Origin of the sequence: Corynebacterium sp. HMSC05H05 (assembly GCF_001807265.1) — a bacterium.
Lineage (GTDB): Bacteria > Actinomycetota > Actinomycetes > Mycobacteriales > Mycobacteriaceae > Corynebacterium.
This window is the reverse complement of record NZ_KV788369.1, coordinates 50,142-74,598: the sequence shown is the minus strand read 5'-3', so window position 1 is coordinate 74,598 and position 24,457 is coordinate 50,142. Positions and strand designations below refer to the sequence as shown.

Sequence of the window (24,457 nt, the reverse complement as noted above, 5' to 3'; positions counted from 1 at the left end):
ATCACGTCGATGCAATATCGCCACACTGTACATGGCGCCGGTCACACCGAGTCCCCATACTGTGCTGCAACACGTTGAAACGATGGTTGCAAGGAGCACAGCATGCAGGATCTGAAGTACCACCTCCCCCAAGAGCGCCGAGTGCACACGGACGGAATGGGCCCGAAGAGCAAGGAGCTCGATGCCCGCCGCCAGAGTGCTGTGGCGCGCGCCCTCTCCCCTGGGCTGCCCGGCTACGTGGTCGAAGGCGACGGCGGTGTGCTCGTGGACGCGGACGGCAACTCGTTCATCGATTTTGCATCCGGCATCGCGGTGACCTCCGTCGGCGCGTCCAACGAGAAGGTTGCGGCGGCGGTTGCGGAAGCGGCGGCGAAGTTCACGCACACCTCGTTCATGGTCTCGCCGTACGAGTCCTACGTCGCCGTGTGCGAGAAGCTCAACGAACTCACCCCTGGTGATTTTGCCAAGAAGTCCTTCCTGCTCAACTCCGGCGCGGAGGCCGTGGAAAACGCAGTGAAGGTGGCGCGCTCCTACACCGGCAAGCCAGCGGTGGTGGTGTTCGACCGCGGCTACCACGGCCGCACCAACCTCACCATGGCCATGACCGCGAAGAACAAGCCGTACAAGACCAAGTTCGGGCCGTTCGCCTCCGACGTCCACCGGGTGCCGGGCTCCTACCCGCTTCACGACGGCCTGACCGGCCAAGAAGCCGCCGACCGAGCAATCAAAACCATCGAGCAGGAGGTCGGCGCAGAAAACCTCGCCTGCGTGGTCATCGAACCGATCCAGGGCGAGGGCGGCTTCATCGTCCCCGCCGAAGGGTTCCTGCCGGCGATCGCGCAGTGGTGCCGCGACAACGACGTTGTCTTCGTCGCCGACGAGATCCAGGCCGGGTTCGCCCGCACCGGCGAATGGTTCTCCGTCAATCACGAGGGCGTGGTGCCGGACGTGATCACCACTGCCAAGGGCATCGCGGGCGGCCTGCCGCTGTCCGGTGTGACAGGCCGCGCTGAGATCATCGACGCCCCCATTCCCGGCGCGCTCGGCGGCACCTACGGCGGCAACCCCGTCGCCTGCGCCGCGGCGCTAGCCGCCATCGAGGAGATGGAGGCCAACGACCTGCCGGGCCGCGCCCGTGAGATTGAACAGCTCGTGCGCACCCACCTGGAACCCCTGGTGGAGCTCGACGGTGTGCGGGAGCTGCGCGGCCGGGGCGCAATGATCGCGCTGGAGCTTGAAGACGGCGCAGCGACCGCAGACGTCGCCGCCGCGTGCAAGAACCAGGGCGTGCTGATTCTCACCTGCGGTATGGACGGCAACGTGATCAGGCTGCTGCCCTCGCTGGTGATCCCAGAGAACTTGCTTGTCGAGGGGCTGGAGATCCTCGCAGGCGCGATCAAGGAGCGTGTGGCGTAAATGGCGAAGCAGTTCGACGTTCTCAACCCCGCCACCGAGGAAGTCATCGCCCAGGTGCCGGACACCGGCAAGGACGAGTGGCTCGCCGCCCTCGGTCGTGCTGTTGAAGCGCAGCGGGCGTGGGCGGAATTCTCGCCGCGAGGACGCGCTGAGGTGTTGCGCGCCGTCTACGAGAAGATCACCGCGCACACAGACGAGTTCGCGCGCACCATGACCGAGGAGATGGGCAAACCGCTGGCGGAAGCCAAGGGCGAGGTCGCCTACGGTGCCGAGTACTTCCGCTGGTTCGCGGAGGAGGCGGTGCGCATCCCCGGCCGCGTCGGCCGAGCACCCGCGGGTAATGGCGACATCGCGGTCACCCGCGCCCCGGTTGGTCCGGTGCTGGCGATTACGCCCTGGAACTTCCCGCTGGCCATGGCCACCCGCAAGATCGCCCCGGCGATGGCGGCCGGTTGCCCGGTGCTGGTGAAACCTGCAACCGAAACACCGCTGACGATGCTGTTAGTGGCGGACATCATCGCTGAAGCACTCAGAGAGGCGGGCGGCCCGCAGGATTTGGTGCAGATCCTCACCACCACCGACTCCTCTGGCTTGTCGGAAACGCTGATGGCGGACCCGCGCCTGCGCAAGATCACGTTCACCGGCTCCACCGCGGTGGGCAAGATCCTGGTCAAGCAGTCTGCGGACAACCTGCTGCGCACCTCGATGGAGCTCGGCGGCAACGCCCCGTTTCTCGTCTGCGAGGATGCGGACCTGGATCTCGTTGTGGAGTGCGCCATGCAGGCGAAGATGCGCAACGGCGGCGAGGCCTGCATCGCTGCGAACCGCTTTATCGTCCACGAGTCTCTGGCCGGGGAGTTCACCGAGCGCCTTACCCAACGAATGTCGGAGGTGACAATGGGCAACGGCCTTGACGACGGCGTCACGCTCGGCCCGATGATCACCGCGAAGCAGCGCGACGGGATAGCGGAGCTCGTGGATAAGGCGGTTGCGGCCGGAGCCACCGTCACCACCGGCGGCGAGGTCCCCGAAGGCAAGGGCTATTTCTACCCGGCCACCGTCCTCATCGACGTCCCTGCGGACGCCCCCATCCTGCGCCAAGAGATCTTCGGTCCGGTGGCCACCGTGACCACCTTCGCCGACCTCAACGAGGGCATCGCTGCCGCCAACGACACCGAGTTCGGGCTGGCGGCGTATGGATTCAGCGAGAACGTGCATACCTGCCGCCGTCTCGCCGAAGAGCTCAAGGCCGGCATGGTGGGCATCAACCGCGGCGCCATCTCGGACGCCGCGGCCCCCTTCGGTGGTATCAAGCAATCCGGCTTCGGCCGGGAGGGCGGCGCCGAAGGCATCGACGAGTATCTCGACGTGAAGTACCTGGCGCTGTAACCAGAAAGGAATCACAACCATGTCCCAATACGCAGTAACCAACCCGGCTACCGGCGAAGTCGTGGAGACCTTCACTGGCGCTACTGATCAGCAGGTCCAGGACGCGATCGCAGCGAGCGCCGCCGCTTTTGCCGGCTGGTCCGCGCAACCGTACAGCTACCGTGCGGAGCGCTTGAAAACGCTCGCGGAGCTTCTCCGCGGCAACAGCCGCGAGCTCGCAGAAGTGTCGTGCACAGAGATGGGCAAGCCGTTGCAGGAGATGGTGGCGGAGATCGAGTTTTCCGCCGATATCATCGACTATTACGCAGACAACGGCGAGAAATTCGCGGCGGAACAGCAGCTACCAACCGAAGGCGGCACAGCGGTGATGCGCCGCTTGCCCCTCGGACCCTTGCTAGGCATCATGCCGTGGAACTTTCCTTACTACCAGGTCGCACGCTTTGTGGGCCCGAACCTGATGTTGGGCAACACCATCGTGCTCAAGCACGCGGAGATCTGCCCGCGCAGCGCACTGCGATTCGAGGAACTCACGCGCGAGGCCGGGATCCCCGACGGCGTGTACGTCAACGTTTTTGCCTCGCATGAACAGGTCTCGGACATTATCGCGGATAGGCGTATCCAGGGGATTTCTCTTACTGGCTCCGGGCGTGCCGGCGCGGCCGTCGCGGCTCAAGCCGGCGAGCAGCTGAAGAAAGTCGTGCTGGAACTTGGCGGCACAGACCCCTACATCTTGCTGGATACGGACGATGTGGCCGCGGCGGCGAAGCTGGCCTTCACCACCCGAATGATCAACACCGGCCAAGCGTGCAATTCCAACAAGCGCATGATTGTGATGGAGCATATTTACGACGAGTTCGTGGCTGAGCTGGTAGAGCTGGCAAAGGCGATGCGGCCGACGACCTGGGACAAGGTGGAAGAGGGCACGTATTGCCCGCTGTCGTCGCGAGGCGCGGCAGAGGGGCTGCGCCAGCAGCTCGACGAGGCCGTTGCCGCCGGCGCCAACCTGCGGGTCGGCGGAGAGCTCAGCGAGACCGGCGCGTACGTCTCCCCCGCTGTAATCACGGACATCCCCCGGGGGTCTGAGCCCTTCTACGCGGAATTCTTCGGCCCCGTCGCCGAGGTGTACAAGGTCTCCTCGGACGAGGAAGCCGTCGCCCTTGCAAACGACTCCCTATACGGGCTCGGTGGTGCGGTGTTCTCCACGGACGAGGACCGGGCAAAGGCCGTCGCAGACCGTCTGGAGGTTGGGATGGCCAACGTGAACACACCGGCCGGTATGGGGGCTGAGCTCCCCTTCGGCGGCGTGAAGCAATCGGGTTACGGCCGGGAACTCGGACCCGAGGGCATGGACGAGTTTGTGAACAAGCAGCTCTACTACGTGGCCGAGTAGACGGCGATGCTGGGTGAGTGTGCATTTGCATACGCTCCTGACATAGCCGTTGACGTTTCGCACGGGATCTCCGCAACCACATTTTTGGCTGCGGCGTCTCAAATACGCTCGGGGAAACGCTCCCGAGGAGGCATAACCGATTGAGAAAGGTGGCACCCGCATGGTCCATGTCGGCAAGGAAATCGTGAACGCACTGGAGACGCAGGGCGTCGAGCGCACGTTCATCGTCCCTGGGGAAAGCTTCCTCCCGGTGCTGGACGGGCTGCACGATTCTTCCATCGACACAGTGGTGTGCAGGCAGGAAGGCGGCGCCGCCTACATGGCGGAAGCCCAGGGCAAGGCGACGGGCAAGCCCGGCGTTGCCATGGTCACCCGCGGCCCGGGTGCGTCCAACGCTTTCGTGGCCATTCATGCGGCATGGCAGGACTGCACCCCGATGGTGCTGTTTGTCGGACTGATCCCGTTTTCGGACCGGGACCGCGAGTCCTTCCAGGAGTTTGACCCCAAGGCGTGGTTTGGGACGCAGGCCAAGCAGGTGTTCGTTTTGGACGACCCGTCTTCCGCATCCCGCGTCGTGGCCGACGCGTTCTTCCAGGCTTCAACCGGCCGCCCCGGACCGGTAGTGGTCGGTCTGCCGGAAGATGTGCTCTACGAGGAGTTCGAAGGCACTGTGTATCCACCCCGCCCGGTGTCGCGGGGAGGGGTGTCGCAGGGGCAACGGGACGCCGTCGAAAAGCAGCTTGCTTCCGCGAAACGGCCGCTGATCTACGCAGGTGGCCCCGGGTGGGACCAGGAGACCTCGCGCAAACTCGCCGAGTTCGCGGACGCCCACAACATTCCGGTGGTGCACGACTGGCGCGCAACGGACCGCATCGCGTTTTCTGCTGCTGCCAACGCCGGTTGGCTGGGCTACGGCCGCGACGAGAACGTCGCGCGCCTGTTGGACGACGCCGATGTGTTGGTGCAGGTAGGCGCGGCGCTTACCGACGTCCCGACGGACGGTTACACCCTGCGCCAAAGCCCGGACGCGGTGAACATCATCGCACTGATGGACACAGCGCTGCGCGGCCACTCCGGCGCAGTGACCGAACACATCGTGGCCTCGCCAGCGGAGTTCGTGGACGCGCTGGCCACATTGGACGTGCCGGTGGCGGACGAGCAGCGCTACGCCGCCGCGCACCAGGCGCACCTCGACTTTGCCGCGATCAGCCAGCCGGATACCTGGCGTAAAGCACCTGAAGGCACCGCCCACCTGGAGGAGGTGTTCCGGCAGCTTCAGGAACAGGTTGGCAACGACGGGATCTACACCTTCGGCGCCGGCGACCACTGCATCTGGGCCCAGCGTTTCCTGCGCACCGAGCAGTTCCCCTCCCAGCTGGGCATGCGCAACGGCTCCATGGGGTACTCGGTGCCTGCGGCGGTTGCCGCCGCGCTGGAGTTCCCGGAACGCACCGTTGTCACGATCGCCGGCGACGGCGAATACCTGATGAACGGCCAGGAGTTCGCTACCGCAGTGCAGGAGGGCACCGCGTTCCTGGCGGTGACGGTGACCAACGGCCAATACTCCACTATCCGCGGGCACCAGGAGAAGTACTTCCCGGGCAGGGTGAGCGGAACCCAGATGGTCAATCCGGATTTTGCGGAGGTGGCGAAAGCGTTCGGCGGCCATGGCGAGCTGGTCACTGCAGACGACCAGGCCGCCGGCGCCATCGAGCGGGCTCTGCGGAAGGTGCGCGAGGAGCGCGTGCCCGCCATCGTCAATGTGATTGTGGCGCAGGAGCTGGGGCTGCCGGAATAGCGCCCTTCCACGGCAGCGAGGCCAGCGCGAGCGCCGCCTGCGACGGGACGGTGACGTCCAGGCCGGTGTGCGCCTTGAAGGACTGCAGGCGGTTGACCACCGTGTTCCGGTGGCAGTGCAGCAGCGCTGCCACATCTTTGGTGGATCCACTTTTCAGGTACGCCTCCACGGTATCCACCACATCCGGCGCACTCTTGCGCAGCTCCACCACCCCGGCGTGCGCAGCGTGAAGCTGCACAGGAAGCAACGGGCGGATCTGCTGCGCCGCTAACGCCCAGGCCACGTCCTGCACAGGGATGAGGCGGCCGGGGTTTTCCGCGGCGTCGAACATGCTCACGCTCGCACGCACAGCGGCTCGCACCGCCGCCAAGTTGGGGAGCTGGTTGAACGTCACCGCACCGAGGTGGTCTGTGTGATCCCGGATGAAATCCTGGGCTTGTGTGCTGGCGGGAAAGAAGGCCGCGTACAGGCCGTGGTATCCGTGGCCGAAGATTTCCCCGCGGGCGGCGAGAGGCTCCAGCACGGTTTGGGCCGGGGCCCACTCGCTGGGGTGGAACACCACGAGGTCGATGGCGGTGCCCTCCGCAATGCCCAGCGCCCTGGAGATGGCGCCCATGGCCTGCTCCCCCAAGTGCTCGGCGGAAAAGAGCCGCTCAATGTGGCGGGCGTGGGCGAAACGGGCGTCGTGCCGCGCCCGCGCCTGCTCGGCCGCATACGCGCCGCGGATGTGCACTGTGTAGCGCGACACCAACCTCTGAATGTCCGCCACGTGCTCCACCAGCACAGGCAGCTGCTGCGGGGACACCGTTGCGCGGAAGTGGTCCCACAGCACGGTGAAGTCGATCTGGATGGCATCTACCAGCGCGGACAGGCGCACGCCCTGGTGCGCCCGCTTGGTGCCCAACTGGCGGGCGTGCGCTGCGAGTGAGTCTTCATCCATCCCGTACTCGAGCTGCACCAGGAAAAGCCCCAGGATGCTGGTGGCTGTCGAGCGGAGCTCGGCGTCGTCCACGATGTCCTCGCGGTAGTAGCCCAAGTCGTGGAACTGCTCGAGGAACGCAGCGACGAGCTCGGGTAAGTCCTCACGAACTTGCTGGACAATATCGTTCCAGCTGTCCGTCGAATCAGTGTGCATGTGCACAACGTTACAAGCGCGGGTTATGAGATGTGCCAGAAGTCGGCAAAGAGGTGCCGATCACGGCCGTTGCCCAATAGTGTCAGGGGACACAATTCGGAGCTGCACGGAGGAGGCGGGCTTATGAACGCAACCACCATCATCAACGCGCGCGCAAAAACTATGGACGGGGCGGGCGGCACCGCGACGTCGATACGCATCGGCTTCGGCCGCATCCTGGAGGTGGACAGCGAGCCAGCGTCCGGCGACACGGTGATCGATGCCCGCGGCCGCACCATCATCCCGGGGTTCAACGACGCCCACGCGCACAGCGTGTGGTTCGGCCAGACACTGCGCGAAATCAACCTCGGTGGCGCGCGCACGCGTGCCGACGTCCTACAGGCGCTGCGGGAAGAACGCCCCGGGGAATGGGTCGTCGCCAGCGGATTCAACCCGAACCTGCTCACAGACGGCCCACTGCCCATCGCCGACCTCGATCACGCAACAGCGGGAAAACCGCTGTTGATCAAGCACAACTCCGGGCACGCCTACACCGTCAACAGCGAGGCGCTGCGCCGGGCCGGAATCGACCCGGCGAACCCGCCGCACATAGAGGGCGGCGAAGTGGTCGTGGACGACACCGGCAACGCCACTGGGTTGCTGGACGAAAACGCTATGCGCCCGATCAACGATGTGCTGCAGCCGGAAAGCGAGCACAACATCACCGACGCGCTTGATCGCGCCGGGCGGCACTACCTCAGCGAAGGCATCACGTCGGTGACGGACGCCGGCGTCGCCGGTGGCTGGATCGGGCACAGCCCCCAGGAGTTCGGCTTCTACCAGCGGGCGCGCGAGACAGGAAAGCTCCACGTGCGCACGCAGGCGATGATCACTCTCGACGCGCTGCACGGCATCGACGGCCACGAGGACGACCCGGAGGTGCACGGGCTCGACGCCGGCATCCGCACCGGTCTCGGCGACGACCTGCTGCAGATCGGGCCGGTGAAAATCTTCACCGACGGCTCCCTGCTGGGAAAGACAGCGGCGATGACGGAGGACTACGCCTGCTGCTGCCACGCCGGATATTTTCAAGGCGACACCGACACGATGCGTTCGCGTGCGCTCGCGGCAGCTGCCGGCGGGTGGTCGCTAGCGCTGCACGCAATCGGCGATAGAGCGGTGGATTTTGCGCTGGACGTGATCAGCGAAGCCGTCGATAAGCATGGGCCCCGCACAATCCCGCACCGCATCGAGCACGGCGGTGTGGTGCGAAACGACCAGATTGAGCGCATGGCCAAGGCCGGAGTCGTGCTCGTGCCGCAGCCGCGGTTCATCGCGGAGTTCGGAGACGCGATGGCGGAAGCCATCGGCGCCGAACGCGCGGCGCTGTCGTACCCGGGAAAGCGGCTGCTCGAGCGCGGCGTGGTGCTGCCGGGCAGCTCCGACAGGCCAGTGGCCACGGGCACCCCGCTCGCCGTGGTGCAAAGCTTCGTCGAACGCACCACCGCCTCCGGAAAAAGTTACGGGCCGCAAGACCGGATCACCGCCGACGAGGCGCTGTACGCCTACACCGCGGGATCCGCCGCAGCGACAGGCTGGGCCGGGAAGAAAGGGCAGATAGCTCCTGGTCAGCTTGCGGATCTTGTGGTCCTGGGAGCCGATCCGGCCGAAGTGCCGGCCAGCCAGATCGGCGACATCCCCGTCGAGGCCACGGTGCTTGGCGGGCAACTCGTCCACGGCAGCTTCTAGCCACTTTCTAGGAAGGACTTGAACACAATGCAGACCACTCAGCCAACAGATGAGCGGTTCCTCTCGGATTTCGCGGCGATGAGCGAGAACGGCGCAACCCCCGGCGGCGGCGTGGAGCGCCAGGCCGCAAGCGAGGGCGACGTGAAAAACCGCGCCTGGTTCACCGGTGTGCTCGAGGGTTTCGGCGCGGACGTCGGCTTCGACGAGATTGGCAACCAGTATGGCCTGTTTGAACTGGCGCCGGGCGCCCCTTACGTCGCTGTCGGCTCGCACCTGGATTCGCAGCCGCTCGCAGGACGCTTCGACGGCGCGTACGGCGTGCTCGCCGGTGCCCACGCCGCCGCGCGCGTGGCCGCGAAAGCGAAACGCGGCGAGCTGACACCCCGGTTCAACCTCGCGGTGGTGAATTGGTTCAACGAGGAAGGCTCCCGCTTCGCCCCGTCGATGATGGGCAGCTCAGTCTTCACCGGCTCCCTCGACCTCGCGGTGGCGCGTGAAGCCACAGACCTGCAGGGAGTGACAGCGGGCGAGGCCATTGATGCGGCGAAGTGGGCACCGCTCATCGACGCCCCAAGGGTGGCCACCTACGCCGAGATCCACGTTGAACAGGGCCGGGAGCTCGAAGATAACGGCAACCAGATCGGCCTGGTTACCGCCACCTGGGGCGCAAGCAAGTTCGTCGCCACAGTCCGCGGCGAGCAGGGACACACTGGATCCACCATGATGCGGGACCGCCGCGACGCCCTGTTCGGCGCCTCGCTGGTGATTGCCGGCGTGCGCCGCCTGACGGAAGAGTTTGAGGAAGGGCAGCTGCAGGCGTCGGTCTCGCAGCTCACGCTGGAGCCCAACTCGCCGGTGACCATCGCGCGCGAGGTCCGCTTCAACGTCGACCTGCGCTCCCCGTCCACCGAGGTGCTGGAGAAGGCGCGGGCGCGTGTGGACGAGATTGTCGCCGCAGCCTCCGACGAGGCAAAGGTCGACGTCGACCTCGAGCTCACACACGAATGGGCGCTCAACCCCTACCCCGAGGCCGGCGTGGAGCTGGCGCGCACGTGCGCAACGGAGCTCGGCTTGTCCCACCAAGAGATCTTCACGGTGGCTGGCCATGACTCGACGAACATGAAGGAGCACTACCCCACCGTCATGCTGTTCATCCCCAGCGTCGACGGCATTTCCCACAACGAGGCCGAGTACACCACGGACGAAGACTGCCTGACCGGACTGGCACTGCTTACCCGGGTGGTTGAAGAGCTCGCGGTAGGCAAGCTCGCACCCGATGAACGCTGAGCCCATTTGTCCCACCCCACCCAACCCAGATGGCAATAGCCCCGACGAAAAGGACCCACACTCATGTCCACCACGTTTAGCCGGTCTTCCTCCGGCGAAAAAGCACACGGCGATCTGCCGGACCTGCATAGCGACGAGCACATCGCGCAGTCCCGCGCCGAGTTCCAGATGGACCAGCTCTCAGCCGCTGACGCTGAGGTGATCAAAGAAAACCGGGCCGGTGACGTACCAGACGGAAACTTCTTGTCCTGGGCCATCACACTGTTCGGCACCGCAGTCGGCGCCGGCATCCTGTTCTTGCCCATTGATGCCGGAAGTTTCGGCTTCTGGCCGCTACTTTTCGCCACGTTCCTTGTCCTGCCGCTCGTGTTCTTCTCACACCGCACGTACGCACGCATCGTTTCTGCGTCTCCGGAGAAGGGGCTGGATGTCCTGCAGGTCGTCACCGCGCTGACCGGCCGTAAGCGGGGCCTGGCTACCGCCATCCTCTACTGGCTGGCCATCTACCCGACGGTGCTGATCTACGGCATCTCCATCACCAACACGGTGGACAGCATGATCGTCAACCAACTCAACGGGCCGCACGTGAACCGTGTCGTGCTCGCCACGATTTGCGTGGGCCTGATGACGGGTGCGTTCGCCCTGGGCAAGAAAGCAACCCTGTGGTTGGCCAACATCCTTGTCTACCCCCTCATCATCGCCCTCGCCGCGGTGTCCATCTACCTCATTCCTAAATGGGACCTCGCCGGCTTCATGGAGTACGAATCCGGCACTCCGCTGTGGAAGTCCATGCTGCTGCTTCTGCCGGTGATGGTGTTCTCCTTCAGCCACATGGCGGCGCTGTCCCAGTTCGCCCTCGACGTGCAAAAGAAGAAGAAGGGCGACGTCGCGGCCACCGAGCGCGAGGTGTCCAAGATTGAGATGATCACCGCGATCATGCTGGTGTTCTTCACGATGTTCTTCGTGTGGTCCTGCTCGCTCACCCTTGGTGCGGAGGGCATGGATGAGGCCCGCGCGCAGAACATCCCGATCCTGTCCTACTTCGCCAATGTCACCAACACCCCGTTCATGGCGGTGATCAGCCCGGTGATCGCCATCTGCGCGATCGCATCGTCCTACTTCGGCCACATGCTGGGCACCGAGGAGGGAACGTCCTACCTCATCCGCGTGGCGGCTCCGGGTGTGGCGGACAGGATCAACCCGCAGGCGTTGCGCTGGTGCATCTACGTCTTCGTGTTCGTGACTACGGTGCTGGTGGCGGTGCTCAACCCGTCGATTCTGACGCTGATCTCCGCGGTCGGCGGCATCTTCGTCGCCTTCCTCGTCTACATCGTGCCCAACCTGCTGTTTAACAAGGCCACCGCGTTCAAGCATTACGCTCGCCGCCCAGACACGATCTTTGTCCTCGTGATGGGCTTGATCATCATGGGCGTGACCATCTGGCAAATGTTCTAAGAAAGGACCGCTTGTGCTTCGCGCAGATCTTTCCCTTTTCCCGGACTACAAGCCCGGAAAGTCCGACGAAACAAAACTGAAGTTGTCCGCCAACGAGGCCAATTTTGGTCCTCTGCCTACCGCGCTGGAAGCCATTCGTGAATCGGCGTTACGGGCGAACCGGTACCCCATTTCCGGATCGCCAGTGCTGCGTAAAGCCTTGGCTGCTCGTCTCGGGTTGGCGGAGGAACAGGTCGTGGTCACGCCCGGCGCATCGGCGGTGATCCAGCAAGCCGTCCTGATGACATGTTCTGCAGGCGACGAGGTCCTGTTTCCCTGGCGCAGCTTCGAGGCCTACCCGCTCTACGCCCGAGTCGGCGGGGCCACCCCGGTCCAGGTGCCGCTCGGTGAGGACGAAGCGATTGATTTGGATGCGGTTGCAGACGCAATCACAGACCGCACCCGTCTGATTATCATTTGCAACCCGAATAATCCCACCGGCCTGGCCATCACAAAAGACGAGTTCACCGAATTCATGCGGCGGGTCCCGGAAGACATCGTGGTGGTGTTGGATGAGGCGTATTACGAGTTCAACGATGCCGAAGACACTCCGGACGGCGTCGAAGAGATCGCAAAATATCCCAACCTCATTGGCGCGCGCACGTTTTCCAAAGCCTATGGCCTGGCGGGGTTGCGCGTCGGCTACGGCTTCGGCAACCCGGAGTTGATCCGCTCGCTCGGGCTCGTCGCCCTTCCCCTCACCGTCACAGAGCTGTCCGAGCTCGCGGCCGTCGCTTCGCTGGAGGCGCACGATGAGCTCATGGTGCGAGTGAAAGAGACGCAAGCCCAGCGTGACAGGGTCTCGGAGACGCTTGGTCTGCAACGCTCCCACGGAAACTTCGTCTGGATTCCGGGTGAAAACGGTGCCGAGATCGAACAAAAAATCAACGCCGAGGGTGTCATCATCCGCAGCTATCCGGATTCGGGAGCGCGCGTGAGCATCACCGATGAGGCGGAGATGGATCAGTTCCTCGAAGCATGGAAACGCGCCGGATTAGCGACCGTAAAATGAGACTATCGGCTCCACCCAGCCAGTGTGGCCAAGGCGCTGGTCGGCCCCCCGAATAGCCGACGCACCTACACGTGCGGCAGGTGCGTCGGCTCCCACATTTTCAGCAGGGTTTCCACCACGATGACTTCCGGGCCGGCGTCGACCTTCTTGGCCAGCGACTTTGCCACGGCCGGGCCGACTTCGGAGGCGGCGACGCGCCGCGCCGGGACCTCGAAGGCTTCGGCGAGGGCGACGAAGTCGGGCCGGGCGAGCTCGGTGGCGGTGGCGCGGCCAAAAGTGTCGTTCATGTACTCGCGCAGGATGCCGTACCCGCCGTCGTCGACGATAAGCCAGGTCACGGGCACGTTGTGCTGCTTGGCGGTGGCGAGTTCTCCAATGGAGTACATTGACGAGCCGTCGCCGGCCACGGCCAGCGTGCGCCGTCCGGCGCCCACTGCCCCGCCGATGGCGGCAGGGAAGCCATAGCCGAGGCCGCCAGCGCCCTGGGCGGTGAAGAAGGTGTCGGGTTCGGCGGTCCAAACGTTCCATGCCCAGTAGGCGGCGATTGTCATGTCCCAGTAGGTGGGGGTGTTGGTGGGAATGGAGCGTCGTAAAGCTGCCATGAACTCACGTTCGTGTTTTAAGTCCTGATGAGACAGGCCAGCGTCGATAGCCGAGCGCACGTCGCGCACCAGGGACTCCGCGGCCGAAGAATCAGCTTCTGGCACCAATTCCAGCAGCGCGGACAGGGCGAGGCGCGCGTCGGCGCAAATGCCCAGTCCCTGGTAGTTGGATTCGAGCACGCGCTGGTCGGCATCGATTTGGATGAACTGTCCGCTAGGGCGAAGCGTGAAGTAGTTCGAGGTGACTTCACCGACCGCAGTTCCGACAGCCAGGACCACATCGGCGGAGTTAAGCACTTCGGTGACGTTGTAGTCCTCGATCCAGTTGGCCAGGGCCAGCGGATGTTCGGCGGGCACGGTAGACACGCCGCCGGGCGGTGTGACCATGATGGCACCGGTGCGCTCGGCAAGCGCGACGACCTCAGCAGACGCGCCGGATTGGGCGACGCCGCCACCGGAGATAATCACTTTGCTTCGTGCGTTCGACAGTGTGCGGGCGGCGGCCTCCAGGGAAGAGCGCACCCCCGGCAGTACGCTCACCGTCGGTGTGAGCTCCTCCACCGGCGGCACGTTGGTTTCCGCAAGCAGGATGTCTTCGGGGATCTCCACCCAGACCGGTCCGCGTGGGGCGGCCATGGCGGCTTCGTAGGCCTGCTGCAGCATTGACGGGATCGATGAGGAGCGGAGCACTGTGAACTGCACCTTGGTGACGTTGGCGGCGGCGGTTTTTTGGTCGTCTAACTGGTGGAGCAGGCCATTGCGCCGCCCGCCAACGCCGTGTTCGGGCACCTGGGAGGAAACCACGATCATGGGTACGCTGGTGGCGTAGGCCTCCTGCAGGCCGGCGAGCGAGGTTAAGGCTCCGGGTCCCGTCGACAAGAAGAGCGTCGCCGGGCGGCGGGTGGCACGGGCGTAGCCGTCGGCCGCGAAGGCCGCGTTGTTCTCCACACGGGCGGAGACGTAGTTCAGTGAGCTGTCGTTGAGCGCCTCGAATAGGCCCAGCGCGTGCTGCCCCGGGATGCCGAAGACCTGGGTGATGCCTAGCGCCTCCAGCGTCTCGACGACGAGGCGTCCACCTGTGCGTGCCGTCATTTATTTCCTTTCCTCCAGGTTGTCGGCGATGACGGAGATGAGGTCGTAGGCGACGTGGGAGGCAGCCACACCGGTCAGCTCTGCGTGGTCGTAGGCCGGGGAGACCTCGACGATGTCGGCGCCGACGATGTTGGATCCGCGCAGACCTCGCAATATTTCCAGCAGTTCGCGGGAGGTCATGCCGCCGGCCTCGGGGGTGCCGGTGCCAGGCGCGTGCGCCGGGTCGAGTACGTCAATGTCGACGGAGATATAGAGGGGGCGGTCGCTGACGCGTTTGCGCAGCTTGGCGACGACCTCCTCAACCCCCAGGCGGAAAATATCCGCCGAGGTGATGATGCCGAAGCCCATGCGCTCGTCGTCCTCAAGGTCCTTACGGCCGTACAGGGGGCCGCGGGTCCCGACGTGGCAGATGGCATCCTTGTCGATGAGGCCCTCTTCCGACGCGCGACGGAACGGGGTGCCGTGGGTGTAGTCCGCACCGAAGTAGGTGTCCCAGGTGTCCAGGTGGGCGTCGAAGTGCAGTAAGGCGACGGGCTGGCCTGCGCGCTCAGCGGCGACGCGCAGCATCGGCAGGGCGAGGGTGTGGTCGCCTCCGATAGTGACTAGGGTGGCGCCGTCCGCGGTCAGGGCCATGCCGTCGGCCTCGACAGACGTGATGGCCTCGTCGATGTTGAACGGGTTTATGGACAAGTCGCCGGCATCGGCTACCTGGACCTGCGCGAACGGGGAGGTGTCGGTCGCCGGGTTGTAGGGGCGCAGCAGGCGGGAGGACTGGCGCACGTGCTGCGGGCCGAAGCGGGTGCCGGGGCGGTAGGACACTCCGGAGTCGAAAGGGGCGCCGATGACTTTGATGTCGGCCTTCTTGCCGGCGCGTTCGACGTCGTCGAGAGTTGGCAGGAGCGCGAACGTGCTCTGGCCGCTGTAGCGCGGCACCAGTGCGGAGTTGACTGGACCGATGTTGCCGTTTTCCTCTATGCGTGGCTTGTCTAACATGACGTTCAACCTTTCGACGTTGTTAATGACCGGCAATAACCCACATGACGACGGTTTCTTCGTCCGTTGGGTTGTGCCAGCTGTGCGGTTCTGCACCGGGGAAGGTGGCAGTGTCGCCAGCCTTCAGCTCGATGCGCTGGTCTGGGGTGATCAGCACGAACTCACCCTTCGCCACGTGGAGTGCTTCCACCGCGGCGTCCATGGTGTACAGGGCGTCTTCGCCACGACCGCCCGGCTCAATCCGGGCATGGATGATCTGCAGTTTCTGCTGGCCCGGCGGGGTGAGCAGTACCTCGCTGATTCCCTCGCCACCCATCTGTACCGCGGGGGCGTTGTCAAGTGTCACGACTTGCGTCGGCGGGCTGTCAAGCACGGAGCCTGCGGGCACGCCCAGTACCTGGCAGATGCTGAGCAAAGTGCTTACCGACGGGCTTGTCTGGTCACGCTCGATCCGGGACAAGAACCCCTTCGTTACACCCGCGAAACCCGCTACCTGGTCGATGGTCATCCGCCGTTGCTCGCGCAGGGCGCGCAGACGGTGCCCGATAGCTGGAGCTTGGCGGATGGGTTCGATCGGCAGGGACTTCACGTTGGGCGTTTCCTGTTCGTGTTTTCTTAGAAAAATGTTGCCTCAGAAGCAACTGACGTTTATCATAAGCAAACATAACGGTGATGCGCAACACATGCGCATTCAAAACAGACTTACGGCACAGAACCACGTAGAAAGGCTCCACATGAGTTGGACAGATGCAGCCGTCGTCATCGCCTACCTCATCGGAATGATTGGCTTCGGCATATGGGGCAGCTGCCAAGCAAAAAACTCCTCCGACTACCTCGTCGCAGGTAGACGGCTCGGACCCTTGATCTACACCGGCACCATGGTCGCCGTTGTCCTCGGCGGCGCCTCCGCCGTCGGCGGGGTCGGACTCGGCTACGAGTACGGTGTTTCTGGCCTATGGCTCGTCACCGCCATTGGCGTCGGCGTGCTGATCCTCTCCCTCGTCTTCGCCCCGCAGCTGCAACGGCTGAAGATCTACACCGTCGTCCAGATGCTTACCCTGCGTTACGGCACGGAATCAATCCAGGTGGCATCGGTAGTCATGCTCGCCTACACACTCATGCTCACGGCTACATCGACAGGCGCCTACGCCTCCATCTTCGTCGTGCTCTTCGGCATCGACCGCTGGCTCGCCATCCTCATAGGCGGCTCCATCGTCCTGATCTACTCAACTCTCGGCGGAATGCTGTCCATCACAATGGCTGACTTCGTCCAATTCATCATCATGACCGTCGGCACCTTTTTCCTCATGCTGCCTTTCGGCCTCCACCACGCCGGCGGCTGGTCCGGCATGCAAGAACGCCTCGGCGCCGAATTCTTCGACATAGGCGGCATTGGCCTGCAATCCATCATCACCTACTTCGTTATTTACACTCTCGGCCTGCTCATCGGTCAAGACGTGTGGCAGCGCGTCTTCGCCGCCCGCTCCCCCGAAGTTGCACGCACAGGAGGCGTCGCTGCCGGCATCTACATCATCCTGTTCGGCGTGGCCGGCGCCATTGCCGGAATGGCCGCTGCCGTCGCACTGCCCGGCATCGAAGTCCGCGACGAGGTCTACGCCCGTATCGCCACCGATCTCCTACCCGTCGGCCTCGGCGGCATCGCGCTCGCTGCCGCAGTGGCCGCAATGATGTCGACCGCCTCGGGCGGCCTCATCGCCGCAGCCGCTGTCGCCCGTACCGACGTCATGCCCCTCATCCGCCAGATCCTCGCTGGCAAACTCCCCCGCACCCTCACCGCAGAACAAGCAGCCGAGCAAGCCCGCGACAACGCCGAGCGAGGCGACGACGTCGAAAACGATATGAGACGCAACCGTATCTGGGTGCTCTTCCTTGGCGTGGTCACCATGCTCTTGTCCTTGATTGTCCCCGACGTCGTCGCGGCCCTCACCGTCGCCTACGACATCCTCGTCGGTGGCTTGCTTATCGCCATCGTCGGCGGACTCGTTTGGAAACGTGGCACTGGTCTCGGCGCTACCTGGTCCATGATCACCGGATCCTTGGTCACCGTTGGCAGTCTCATTTATCTGGAAGTCACCGCCGAAAACCGCTTCGACGGCATCTATGCCAACGAACCCATCTACGCCGGCCTGGCCACCTCGCTCGTTGTTTACGTAGTCGTCTCCCTCGCCGGCAAACCAACGCGTGACGACGTCCTCCAAGCCTGGGACCACCGTGCCAAGTACGGAGCACTGGATGAGGCCGCGGGGTAGCAGTTCAGTTTGGAAATGTCGGGCATTTGGGTGGTTTGATGTCTGAATGCTTGACTTTTCGGCCTGGCACTGCGCAACGAACACTTAGGTCATTCAGGCTCGGGACACGACCGGTTTCAGCCCTAGATGCTGGTTATCCTCAGGAAAGATTCGCAAAGTAGCGGGGCAAGTCGGGAACTTCGCCACCTGACCGACTAACATTTGCCACCAGCCCCGAACCGCAAATTCAAAGAGCACCCCAGCCTCCGCACAAGGTAGCTGGAGCGCCTCAGACCCGACAAGGTGCTACTTGGACTCGTAGTACAGCTGCTTCGACGCCGAAGATGGAGGATTCGGAGCCGTAGTCTGGGGCGAGGGAGTCGATGGCGGTGTTGGCGAACATCGGCAGGAGGAGGGTGCCGCTGAGCGCCAGGCAAAAACAGGCGGAACAGGATGTTGCACGGGTGGGCACAAGGTCATCTCGGAAGTGTTAGGTCTGGGCCTCGGTGCTGCCGAGGGAAAGGCGGCGGTCGGCGACGATGTGGGAGGGATCCAAGTACATCACGTCGCCAGGTAGCCAGTCGAAGTGAGCATCACCGATGAGGCTGAGACGGAGCAGTTCCTCGCAGCATGGAGGCGCGCCGGTTTGCCTGCCGTAAAATGAAGCTATGACCAGCGTCTTCTACACCACGTTCTACGGCTCCACCCGTCAGTACGCCGAGGCGCTGGCCGCCCGCCTCGGCACGGTCGCGCGCGAGTTGCCCGCCACCCTCGAGGCCACCGGCGGCCCCGTCGTCGTCCTCTCCCCCGTCCACGGCCCCTCGCATCCGGGCGTGCGCTTCATCAAATCGCTGCCGGCGATTGATCGCCCGTTGGCTTTGGTCACGGTGGGCATGACGCCTGTCGACGTCGCAAGGCACGACGACGCCCCCGGCACCCTCCTCGGGGACCGCGCCGGGCAAGTGACCCGCTTTTACCTGCCTGGCAGGTTGAATTACTCGGAGCTGACCACCGCCCACCGGTGGACGATGAAGGCGCTGGTGGGCGCGCTGCGGCTCAAGCGCGAGCGCACCGAGGACGAGCAGGCGCTGGTGGACAGCTACGGCCAAGACATAGACCGCGTGGACCTGACGCTGCTCGACCCGGTAGTGGAGTGGGCGCAGCGCGCCTAGCTGCCGAGCTGCGGCAGCTGGATTACGCCGGACTGCACCGCAAAGTTCGCGATCAGCCCGAGCACTGCCAGGACAACGGTGGCGATGATGCCGCCCTTGATGCCCGCCTCCAGCGGCTCGGAATCGTAGTTCTCGCCGTCGAGGCACGCCTGCACGGCCTGGGCGTTGTTGGCTTTCTGCTGCGCCGCGTTCTCGGAGGAGCCGAACGCCTCGCCGACGGCCGCGGAGGTGCGCTGCACACCCGTCAGGCGGTTCAGCTCCACGCCCTCAACGCCCTGCTTTGCGACGATCTCCTGCGCCACGCTCTTCGTCCCAATGCCGTCGAGGTCGAGCTTGCACACCGGCAAATTCTTGCTGCCGGCCATGGTGTTGGAGGCGGCGTCGGCGGGGCCGGCGGCCAGCGAGACGGCCATGGTGGCGGCGAGCGCGGCAGCGGTGAACTTCTTCATGGGAACTCCTGTATAGGGGCGGGAAAACTGAGAAATGACAGTAATCAATATATCCGGCGCCTAGACGGGTGTCCGAGAAGGGCTGTCGTTGACGCCAGTGATTTGCCCCCGTGATCTCCCCGGTTATCGCCGTGCGCCGTGTTGCCTTATCATTCCTGTGGCTTAAACCACTCACGCGTTAAGGAGTACCTTTGACCACAGCGGGCAAAGAGTTCAATTTGGACCACCTCACCGTCGCCGACAAACGGCAGGTGGAGGAAAACCGGTCCGGCACCGTCCCCGACGGCGGCACCCTGTCCTGGGCAATCACCCTGTTCGGCACAGCCGTCGGCGCCGGCATTCTGTTCCTCCCAATCGACGCCGGCAGCTTCGGCTTTATCCCCCTGCTGCTGATCACCCTGTTCATCGGCCCGATGGTGTTCTTCTCCCACCGCACCTACGCCCGCATCGTGGCCGCCTCCCCGGTCAAGGGCTTGGACGTGCTGCAGGTGGTCACCGCGCTCGCCGGCCGCAACCGCGGCCTGATGACGGGCCTGATGTACTGGCTGTCCATCTACCCCATCGTGCTCATCTACGGCGTGAGTATCACCAACACGATGGACAGCTTCGTGGTCAACCAGCTGGGTGGTCCCGAAGTGCCGCGCTGGCTCATGGCCATCCTGTGCGTCGGTGCGCTCACCGGCGCCTACGCCCTGGGTAAGAAGGCCACCCTGGCCTTTGCCAACCTGCTGGTCTACCCCCTGATCATCGCGCTGGCCGCGGTGTCGTTCTACCTCATCCCCCAGTGGGACCTGGCCAGCTTCCGCTCCTACGAGTCCGACGTGCCCTTCTGGAAGGCGATGCTGCTGATCCTGCCGGTGTTCGTGTTCTCCTTCAACCACATGCCGGCGATGTCCCAGTTCGCCCTGGACGTGCAGAAGAAGTACCCGGATGACCTGGAGTCCACCAAGAAGGCCGTGGCGAAGACCGAGGCCATCACCACCGGCCTGCTGGTGGTGTTCACCATGTTCTTCGTGTGGTCCTGCACCCTGGCGCTGGGCGCCGACGGCATGGACGCCGCTCGCGAGCAGAACATCCCCGTGCTGTCCTACCTAGCCAACGAGACCCACACGCCGTTTTTGGCCGTCCTCTCCCCGATCGTCGCCCTGTGCGCGATCGCGTCGTCCTACTTCGGCCACGTCATGGGCGCCGAGGAAGGCACCACGTACCTGGTGCGTGCCGTGGCCCCTGGCGTCGCTGAGCGTATGGACCCGAAGAAGCTGCGCTGGGGCATCTACGCGTTCATCTTCGTCACCACGGTGATCGCCGGCATCCTCAACCCGTCGATCCTGGACCTGATCTCCGTGGTCGGCGGCGTGTTCATCACCTTCCTGGTGTACATCGTGCCCATGCTGCTGTTCCGCTACGCCAAGGACTACCAGCGCTACGCCAACAAGCCCGAAACCTGGTTCGTGTTCGTGCTCGGTGTGATCATCATGGGCGTGGCCATCTGGCAGATGTTCGCCTAAAACCTAGAGGTGCACGACTTCGAAGTCGCCGTGCTCGGCGAGGTACTCCGCCGCCACGGAGCGGTGGCAAACTCCGGGGTCGGGCTCTGAGCAGAGGAGGGCGGAGCCGTCGACAAGCTTGGGCATTGTGCGCTCTGAAAACTCGGCGCGCAACTGCTTTGCAAACTCGTCGAACGGTAGACCCTCCTTGCGGTACGCGCGCATGAGGTCCTCGCTGGGCGCGAGCGCTAGCTCGTGGGAGTAGCCGATGCCCGCGATGGTGTCGAGGAACCACGGCAAATCCGACTCCTTTGTGAAGCCGGCGAGCTGATTCGAATTGTGCCGCCGGATATCCACGATCCGCTTCACGCCGTTGTCCCGGAGGATGTTGAAGAATTCCTCCGCAGTTTTCTTGCTGTAGCCGATGGTGTAGAGCTGCATGTTCGCGACTCTAGTTACAGCGTTGCTTTGGGCTGCGGACTCTGCATTGCGGACAATTCCGGGCAGGCCAACTATTGGGGAATGCCAACGAAACGCGGTTTTGTAGAAGTTTGCATGCGTAACGGCGAATAAGATCTCTACCTGCGGGTTTAAATCTGGACGATCGTCCTAATTGCCGATTAGTGCAAAACCGCCCCAAAACCGCCCCAGATCCCGCGCCGGGCGCCTGCGTCCAAAGCCCCTTAACTACACTGCATAACCATGACTGAGGCGACCCCGCACCGCTATACGGCCGAGCTGGCCAACACCATCGAGCAGAAGTGGCAGGCGTACTGGCGCGACAACCAGACGTTTTACGCCCCGAACCCGGTCGGCGACCTTGCTACCGGCGAGCTCCTCCCGGACGACAAGCTCAACGTCCAGGACATGTTCCCCTACCCCTCGGGCACGGGCCTGCACGTGGGCCACCCGCTGAGCTACATCGCCACGGACGTGTTCGCGCGCTACAACCGCATGTTGGGCAAGAACGTCCTGCACACGCTGGGTTACGACGCCTTCGGCCTCCCCGCGGAGCAGTACGCCATCCAGACCGGCACGCACCCGCGCGTGACCACCGAGGCGAACATCGCGAACATGCGCCGCCAGCTGGCCATGCTGGGGCTCGGCCACGATCCGCGCCGTTCCGTGGCCACCACGGATCCGGAGTTTTACAAGTGGACGCAGTGGATTTTCCTGCAGATTTACAACGCCTGGTTCGACGAGGACCTGCAGAAGGCCCGCCCGATCGAGGATCTGGTCAAGGACCTCATGTCCGGCGCCCGCACCACCAAGGACGGCCGCAACTTCCGCGACCTGACCACGGAGGAGAAGCACAAGGCTATCGACGAGTTCCGCCTGGTCTACCTCTCCGACTCCATGGTCAACTGGTGCCCGGGCCTGGGCACGGTGCTTGCCAACGAGGAGGTCACTGCCGAGGGCCGCTCGGAGCGCGGCAACTTCCCGGTCTTCCGCAAGCGCCTGCGCCAGTGGATGATGCGCATCACGGACTACTCGGATCGCCTGCTCGACGACCTTGACCTGCTCGAATGGCCCGAAAAGGTCAAGAGCATGCAGCGCAACTGGATCGGCCGTTCCCGCGGCGCGGACGTGCACTTCGCCTCCCCCGCCGGCGACATCACGGTCTTCACCACCCGCCCGGACACCCTCTTCGGCGCGTCCTACGTGGTGCTTGCACCGGAGCATCCGCTTGTCGACGAGCTGGTCACCGCCTCCTACCCCACCGACGTGGACAGCCGCTGGACCGGCGGCGCCGCCACCCCGCGCGAGGCAGTGGATGCCTACCTGCGCTCGATTGCCGCGAAGTCCGACGTGGAGCGCCAGGAGAACAAGGAAAAGACCGGCGTGTTCCTCGGCTCCTATGCCGTGAACCCGGTCAGCGGCGAAGAGGTGCCGATCTTCATCGCTGACTACGTGCTCACCGGCTACGGCACCGGCGCCATCATGGCGGTGCCGGCGCACGACGAGCGCGACTACGAGTTCGCCTCCGTCTTCGGCCTGCCCATCACCCCGGTGCTGGACGGCGACGTTTCCGAGGCGGCGTTCACCGGCGACGCGGAGCACATCAACTCCGCGAACGAGGACGGCCTGGATCTCAACGGCCTGGGCAAGGGCGAGGCTATTGAGCGGGCGATCCTTTGGCTCGTCGATAGGCAGAGGGGCTCCGAGAAGATCCAGTACAAGCTGCGCGACTGGCTGTTCGCCCGCCAGCGCTACTGGGGCGAGCCGTTCCCGATCGTCTACGACGAGAACGGCCAGGCGCACGGACTGCCCGAGGACATGCTGCCGGTGGAGCTGCCGCAGGTGGAGGACTACAACCCCGTCGCTTTCGACCCCGACGACGCCGACTCCGAGCCCGCCCCGCCGCTGGCCAAGGCCACCGACTGGGTCGAGGTCGAGCTGGACTTGGGCCACGGCAAGCAGAAGTACTGGCGCGACACGAACGTGATGCCGCAGTGGGCCGGTTCCTCCTGGTACCAGCTGCGCTACATCGACCCGACGAACGACCAGGCGCTGGTGGACATCGAGAACGAGCGCTACTGGACGGGCCCGCGCCCCGACGAGCACGGCGAAAACGATCCGGGCGGTGTGGACCTCTACGTCGGCGGCGTCGAGCACGCGGTGCTGCACTTGCTGTACGCCCGCTTCTGGCACAAGGTGCTGTTTGACCTGGGCTTTGTCACCTCGCAGGAGCCGTACCGCCGCCTGTTCAACCAGGGCTACGTCCAGGCCTACGCCTACACCGACTCGCGCGGCGTGTACGTCCCGGCCGCCGAGGTGGAGGAAAAGGACGGCAAGTTCTTCTACAACGGCGAAGAGGTCAACCGCGAGTACGGCAAGATGGGCAAGTCCCTGAAGAACTCCGTCGCGCCCGACGACGTCGTGGAGGAGTACGGCGCCGACACCCTGCGCGTCTACGAGATGTCCATGGGCCCGCTGGACACCTCCCGCCCGTGGGCGACCAAGGACGTCATCGGCGCGCACCGCTTCCTGCAGCGCCTGTGGCGACTGGTGGTGGACGAGGCCACCGGCGAGACTTCCGTCGTGGACACTGCGCTCACCGACGAGGACTCCAAGGCCCTGCACCGCACCATCGCCGGCGTGCGCGACGACTACGAGCACCTGCGCGACAACACCGTCGCCGCCAAGCTCATCGAGTACGTCAACTACCTGACCAAGACCTACCCGAACGGTGCGCCGCGCGCCGCCGTCGAGCCGCTGGTGCAGATGGTCTCGCCGCTCGCGCCCCACATCGCCGAGGAGCTCTGGTCGGTGCTGGGCCACTCCGAGACCATCACGTTCGAGCCGTTCCCGGAGTTTGCCGAGCAGAGGCTTGTCGACGACACCGTCGAAGTCCCCGTCCAAATCAACGGCAAGGTCAAGGCGCGCATCGACGTCGCCACCGACGCCTCCAAGGACGACCTCGAGGCCGCAGCACTTGCCGACGAGCGCGTCACCGACCTCATCGCCGGCAAGAACGTGGTCAAGGTCATCGCCATCCCGGGCCGCATGGTCAACCTGGTGGTGAAGTAGGGGCCTGCGCGGCGGGGTCCTGCGCGCCCCGGCCCGACGGGTGCAAGATAGTTCACTCGCCAGATGCCTCCGAGTGAATTAGTTCCCTTTGAGCGGTCGGATAATTCACTTTCCCGAGGTAGCGTCGGACCCCGTTGCGGGGTTGTTCACTCGGCGATGAACTATTCCGCACCGGCGCCGACACATCGCGGCTGAATCTGTCAGGCGGGCCCTATCGGCCCAGGTCGGCACAA

Annotated in this window: 18 protein-coding genes; 12 read left to right on the top strand and 6 right to left on the bottom strand. The window is 64.5% G+C overall.

Annotation, left to right across the window (positions count from 1 at the left end; genetic code table 11):
* The first annotated feature begins 102 nt into the window (after window positions 1–102).
* The 4 genes from gabT (at window position 103) to HMPREF3151_RS00965 (ending at window position 5,993) form a co-directional block, all read left to right on the top strand.
* Complete coding sequence (gabT, locus tag HMPREF3151_RS12085; RefSeq protein ID WP_070472329.1) at window positions 103–1,416, top strand: 4-aminobutyrate--2-oxoglutarate transaminase; 1,314 nt, start codon at window positions 103–105, stop codon at window positions 1,414–1,416.
* Complete coding sequence (locus HMPREF3151_RS12080; protein WP_070472326.1) at window positions 1,417–2,805, top strand: NAD-dependent succinate-semialdehyde dehydrogenase; 1,389 nt, start codon at window positions 1,417–1,419, stop codon at window positions 2,803–2,805.
* Window positions 2,806–2,824: 19 nt separating this feature from the next.
* Complete coding sequence (locus HMPREF3151_RS00970) at window positions 2,825–4,195, top strand: aldehyde dehydrogenase family protein (RefSeq protein WP_070472323.1); 1,371 nt, start codon at window positions 2,825–2,827, stop codon at window positions 4,193–4,195.
* Between the two features lie 160 nt (window positions 4,196–4,355).
* Window positions 4,356–5,993, top strand: a complete 1,638-nt coding sequence (locus tag HMPREF3151_RS00965; RefSeq protein ID WP_070472320.1) for a thiamine pyrophosphate-dependent enzyme — start codon at window positions 4,356–4,358, stop codon at window positions 5,991–5,993.
* On the opposite strand, the gene HMPREF3151_RS00960 is transcribed toward HMPREF3151_RS00965, so the two are convergent.
* Window positions 5,953–7,128 (bottom strand): helix-turn-helix domain-containing protein, encoded by a 1,176-nt coding sequence (locus tag HMPREF3151_RS00960; protein WP_070472317.1) that lies wholly within the window; start codon window positions 7,126–7,128, stop codon window positions 5,953–5,955. The two genes, HMPREF3151_RS00965 and HMPREF3151_RS00960, sit on opposite strands and share 41 nt — an antisense overlap.
* Before the next feature lie 123 nt (window positions 7,129–7,251).
* Here HMPREF3151_RS00960 and HMPREF3151_RS00955 point away from each other — a divergent pair, with 123 nt between their 5' ends.
* From HMPREF3151_RS00955 to HMPREF3151_RS00940, 4 genes are all read left to right on the top strand, one after another.
* Entirely contained in the window at window positions 7,252–8,856 is a 1,605-nt protein-coding gene (locus HMPREF3151_RS00955; protein ID WP_070472314.1) for an amidohydrolase, read from the top strand.
* A 27-nt stretch (window positions 8,857–8,883) separates the two neighbouring features.
* Window positions 8,884–10,143: a M20 family metallo-hydrolase gene (locus HMPREF3151_RS00950; RefSeq protein WP_070472310.1), complete on the top strand. Its 1,260-nt coding sequence runs from the start codon at window positions 8,884–8,886 to the stop codon at window positions 10,141–10,143.
* A 63-nt stretch (window positions 10,144–10,206) separates the two neighbouring features.
* Complete coding sequence (locus tag HMPREF3151_RS00945; protein WP_070472308.1) at window positions 10,207–11,598, top strand: aromatic amino acid transport family protein; 1,392 nt, start codon at window positions 10,207–10,209, stop codon at window positions 11,596–11,598.
* Window positions 11,599–11,611: 13 nt separating this feature from the next.
* Window positions 11,612–12,649, top strand: coding sequence for a histidinol-phosphate transaminase (locus tag HMPREF3151_RS00940; protein ID WP_070472304.1), 1,038 nt, complete (start codon window positions 11,612–11,614; stop codon window positions 12,647–12,649).
* A 65-nt stretch (window positions 12,650–12,714) separates the two neighbouring features.
* Here HMPREF3151_RS00940 and HMPREF3151_RS00935 read toward each other — a convergent pair whose 3' ends face one another.
* From HMPREF3151_RS00935 to HMPREF3151_RS00925, 3 genes are read right to left on the bottom strand one after another with little or no spacing between them, the layout of a single operon-like run.
* Window positions 12,715–14,343, bottom strand: a complete 1,629-nt coding sequence (locus HMPREF3151_RS00935; RefSeq protein ID WP_070472301.1) for a thiamine pyrophosphate-binding protein — start codon at window positions 14,341–14,343, stop codon at window positions 12,715–12,717.
* A complete protein-coding gene (speB, locus tag HMPREF3151_RS00930) occupies window positions 14,344–15,336 on the bottom strand; it encodes an agmatinase (RefSeq protein ID WP_070472298.1) in 993 nt (330 codons plus the stop codon).
* A 22-nt stretch (window positions 15,337–15,358) separates the two neighbouring features.
* Window positions 15,359–15,925 carry a helix-turn-helix domain-containing protein gene (locus tag HMPREF3151_RS00925; protein WP_070472295.1) on the bottom strand — a complete coding sequence of 189 codons (567 nt, stop codon included), beginning with the start codon at window positions 15,923–15,925 and terminating at the stop codon, window positions 15,359–15,361.
* 145 nt (window positions 15,926–16,070) lie between these two features.
* Between HMPREF3151_RS00925 and HMPREF3151_RS00920 the strand changes: the two genes are divergently transcribed.
* The gene (locus tag HMPREF3151_RS00920; protein ID WP_070472293.1) at window positions 16,071–17,606 is read left to right on the top strand and encodes a sodium:solute symporter family transporter; all 1,536 of its coding nucleotides are present in this window, start codon (window positions 16,071–16,073) and stop codon (window positions 17,604–17,606) included.
* Window positions 17,607–18,253: 647 nt separating this feature from the next.
* Entirely contained in the window at window positions 18,254–18,757 is a 504-nt protein-coding gene (locus HMPREF3151_RS00915; protein ID WP_070472289.1) for a flavodoxin domain-containing protein, read from the top strand.
* On the opposite strand, the gene HMPREF3151_RS11935 is transcribed toward HMPREF3151_RS00915, so the two are convergent.
* A complete protein-coding gene (locus HMPREF3151_RS11935) occupies window positions 18,754–19,206 on the bottom strand; it encodes a hypothetical protein (RefSeq protein WP_070472286.1) in 453 nt (150 codons plus the stop codon). The genes HMPREF3151_RS00915 and HMPREF3151_RS11935 overlap by 4 nt on opposite strands.
* 191 nt (window positions 19,207–19,397) lie before the next feature.
* Between HMPREF3151_RS11935 and HMPREF3151_RS00905 the strand changes: the two genes are divergently transcribed.
* On the top strand, window positions 19,398–20,714 hold the full coding sequence (locus HMPREF3151_RS00905; RefSeq protein WP_083290098.1) for an SLC5/6 family protein: 1,317 nt from the start codon (window positions 19,398–19,400) through the stop codon (window positions 20,712–20,714).
* A 3-nt stretch (window positions 20,715–20,717) separates the two neighbouring features.
* Here HMPREF3151_RS00905 and HMPREF3151_RS00900 read toward each other — a convergent pair whose 3' ends face one another.
* Window positions 20,718–21,134 carry a DUF488 domain-containing protein gene (locus HMPREF3151_RS00900; RefSeq protein ID WP_070472284.1) on the bottom strand — a complete coding sequence of 139 codons (417 nt, stop codon included), beginning with the start codon at window positions 21,132–21,134 and terminating at the stop codon, window positions 20,718–20,720.
* Between the two features lie 261 nt (window positions 21,135–21,395).
* Here HMPREF3151_RS00900 and leuS point away from each other — a divergent pair, with 261 nt between their 5' ends.
* Window positions 21,396–24,224 carry a leucine--tRNA ligase gene (gene leuS, locus HMPREF3151_RS00895; RefSeq protein ID WP_070472282.1) on the top strand — a complete coding sequence of 943 codons (2,829 nt, stop codon included), beginning with the start codon at window positions 21,396–21,398 and terminating at the stop codon, window positions 24,222–24,224.
* Window positions 24,225–24,457 lie beyond the last annotated feature (233 nt).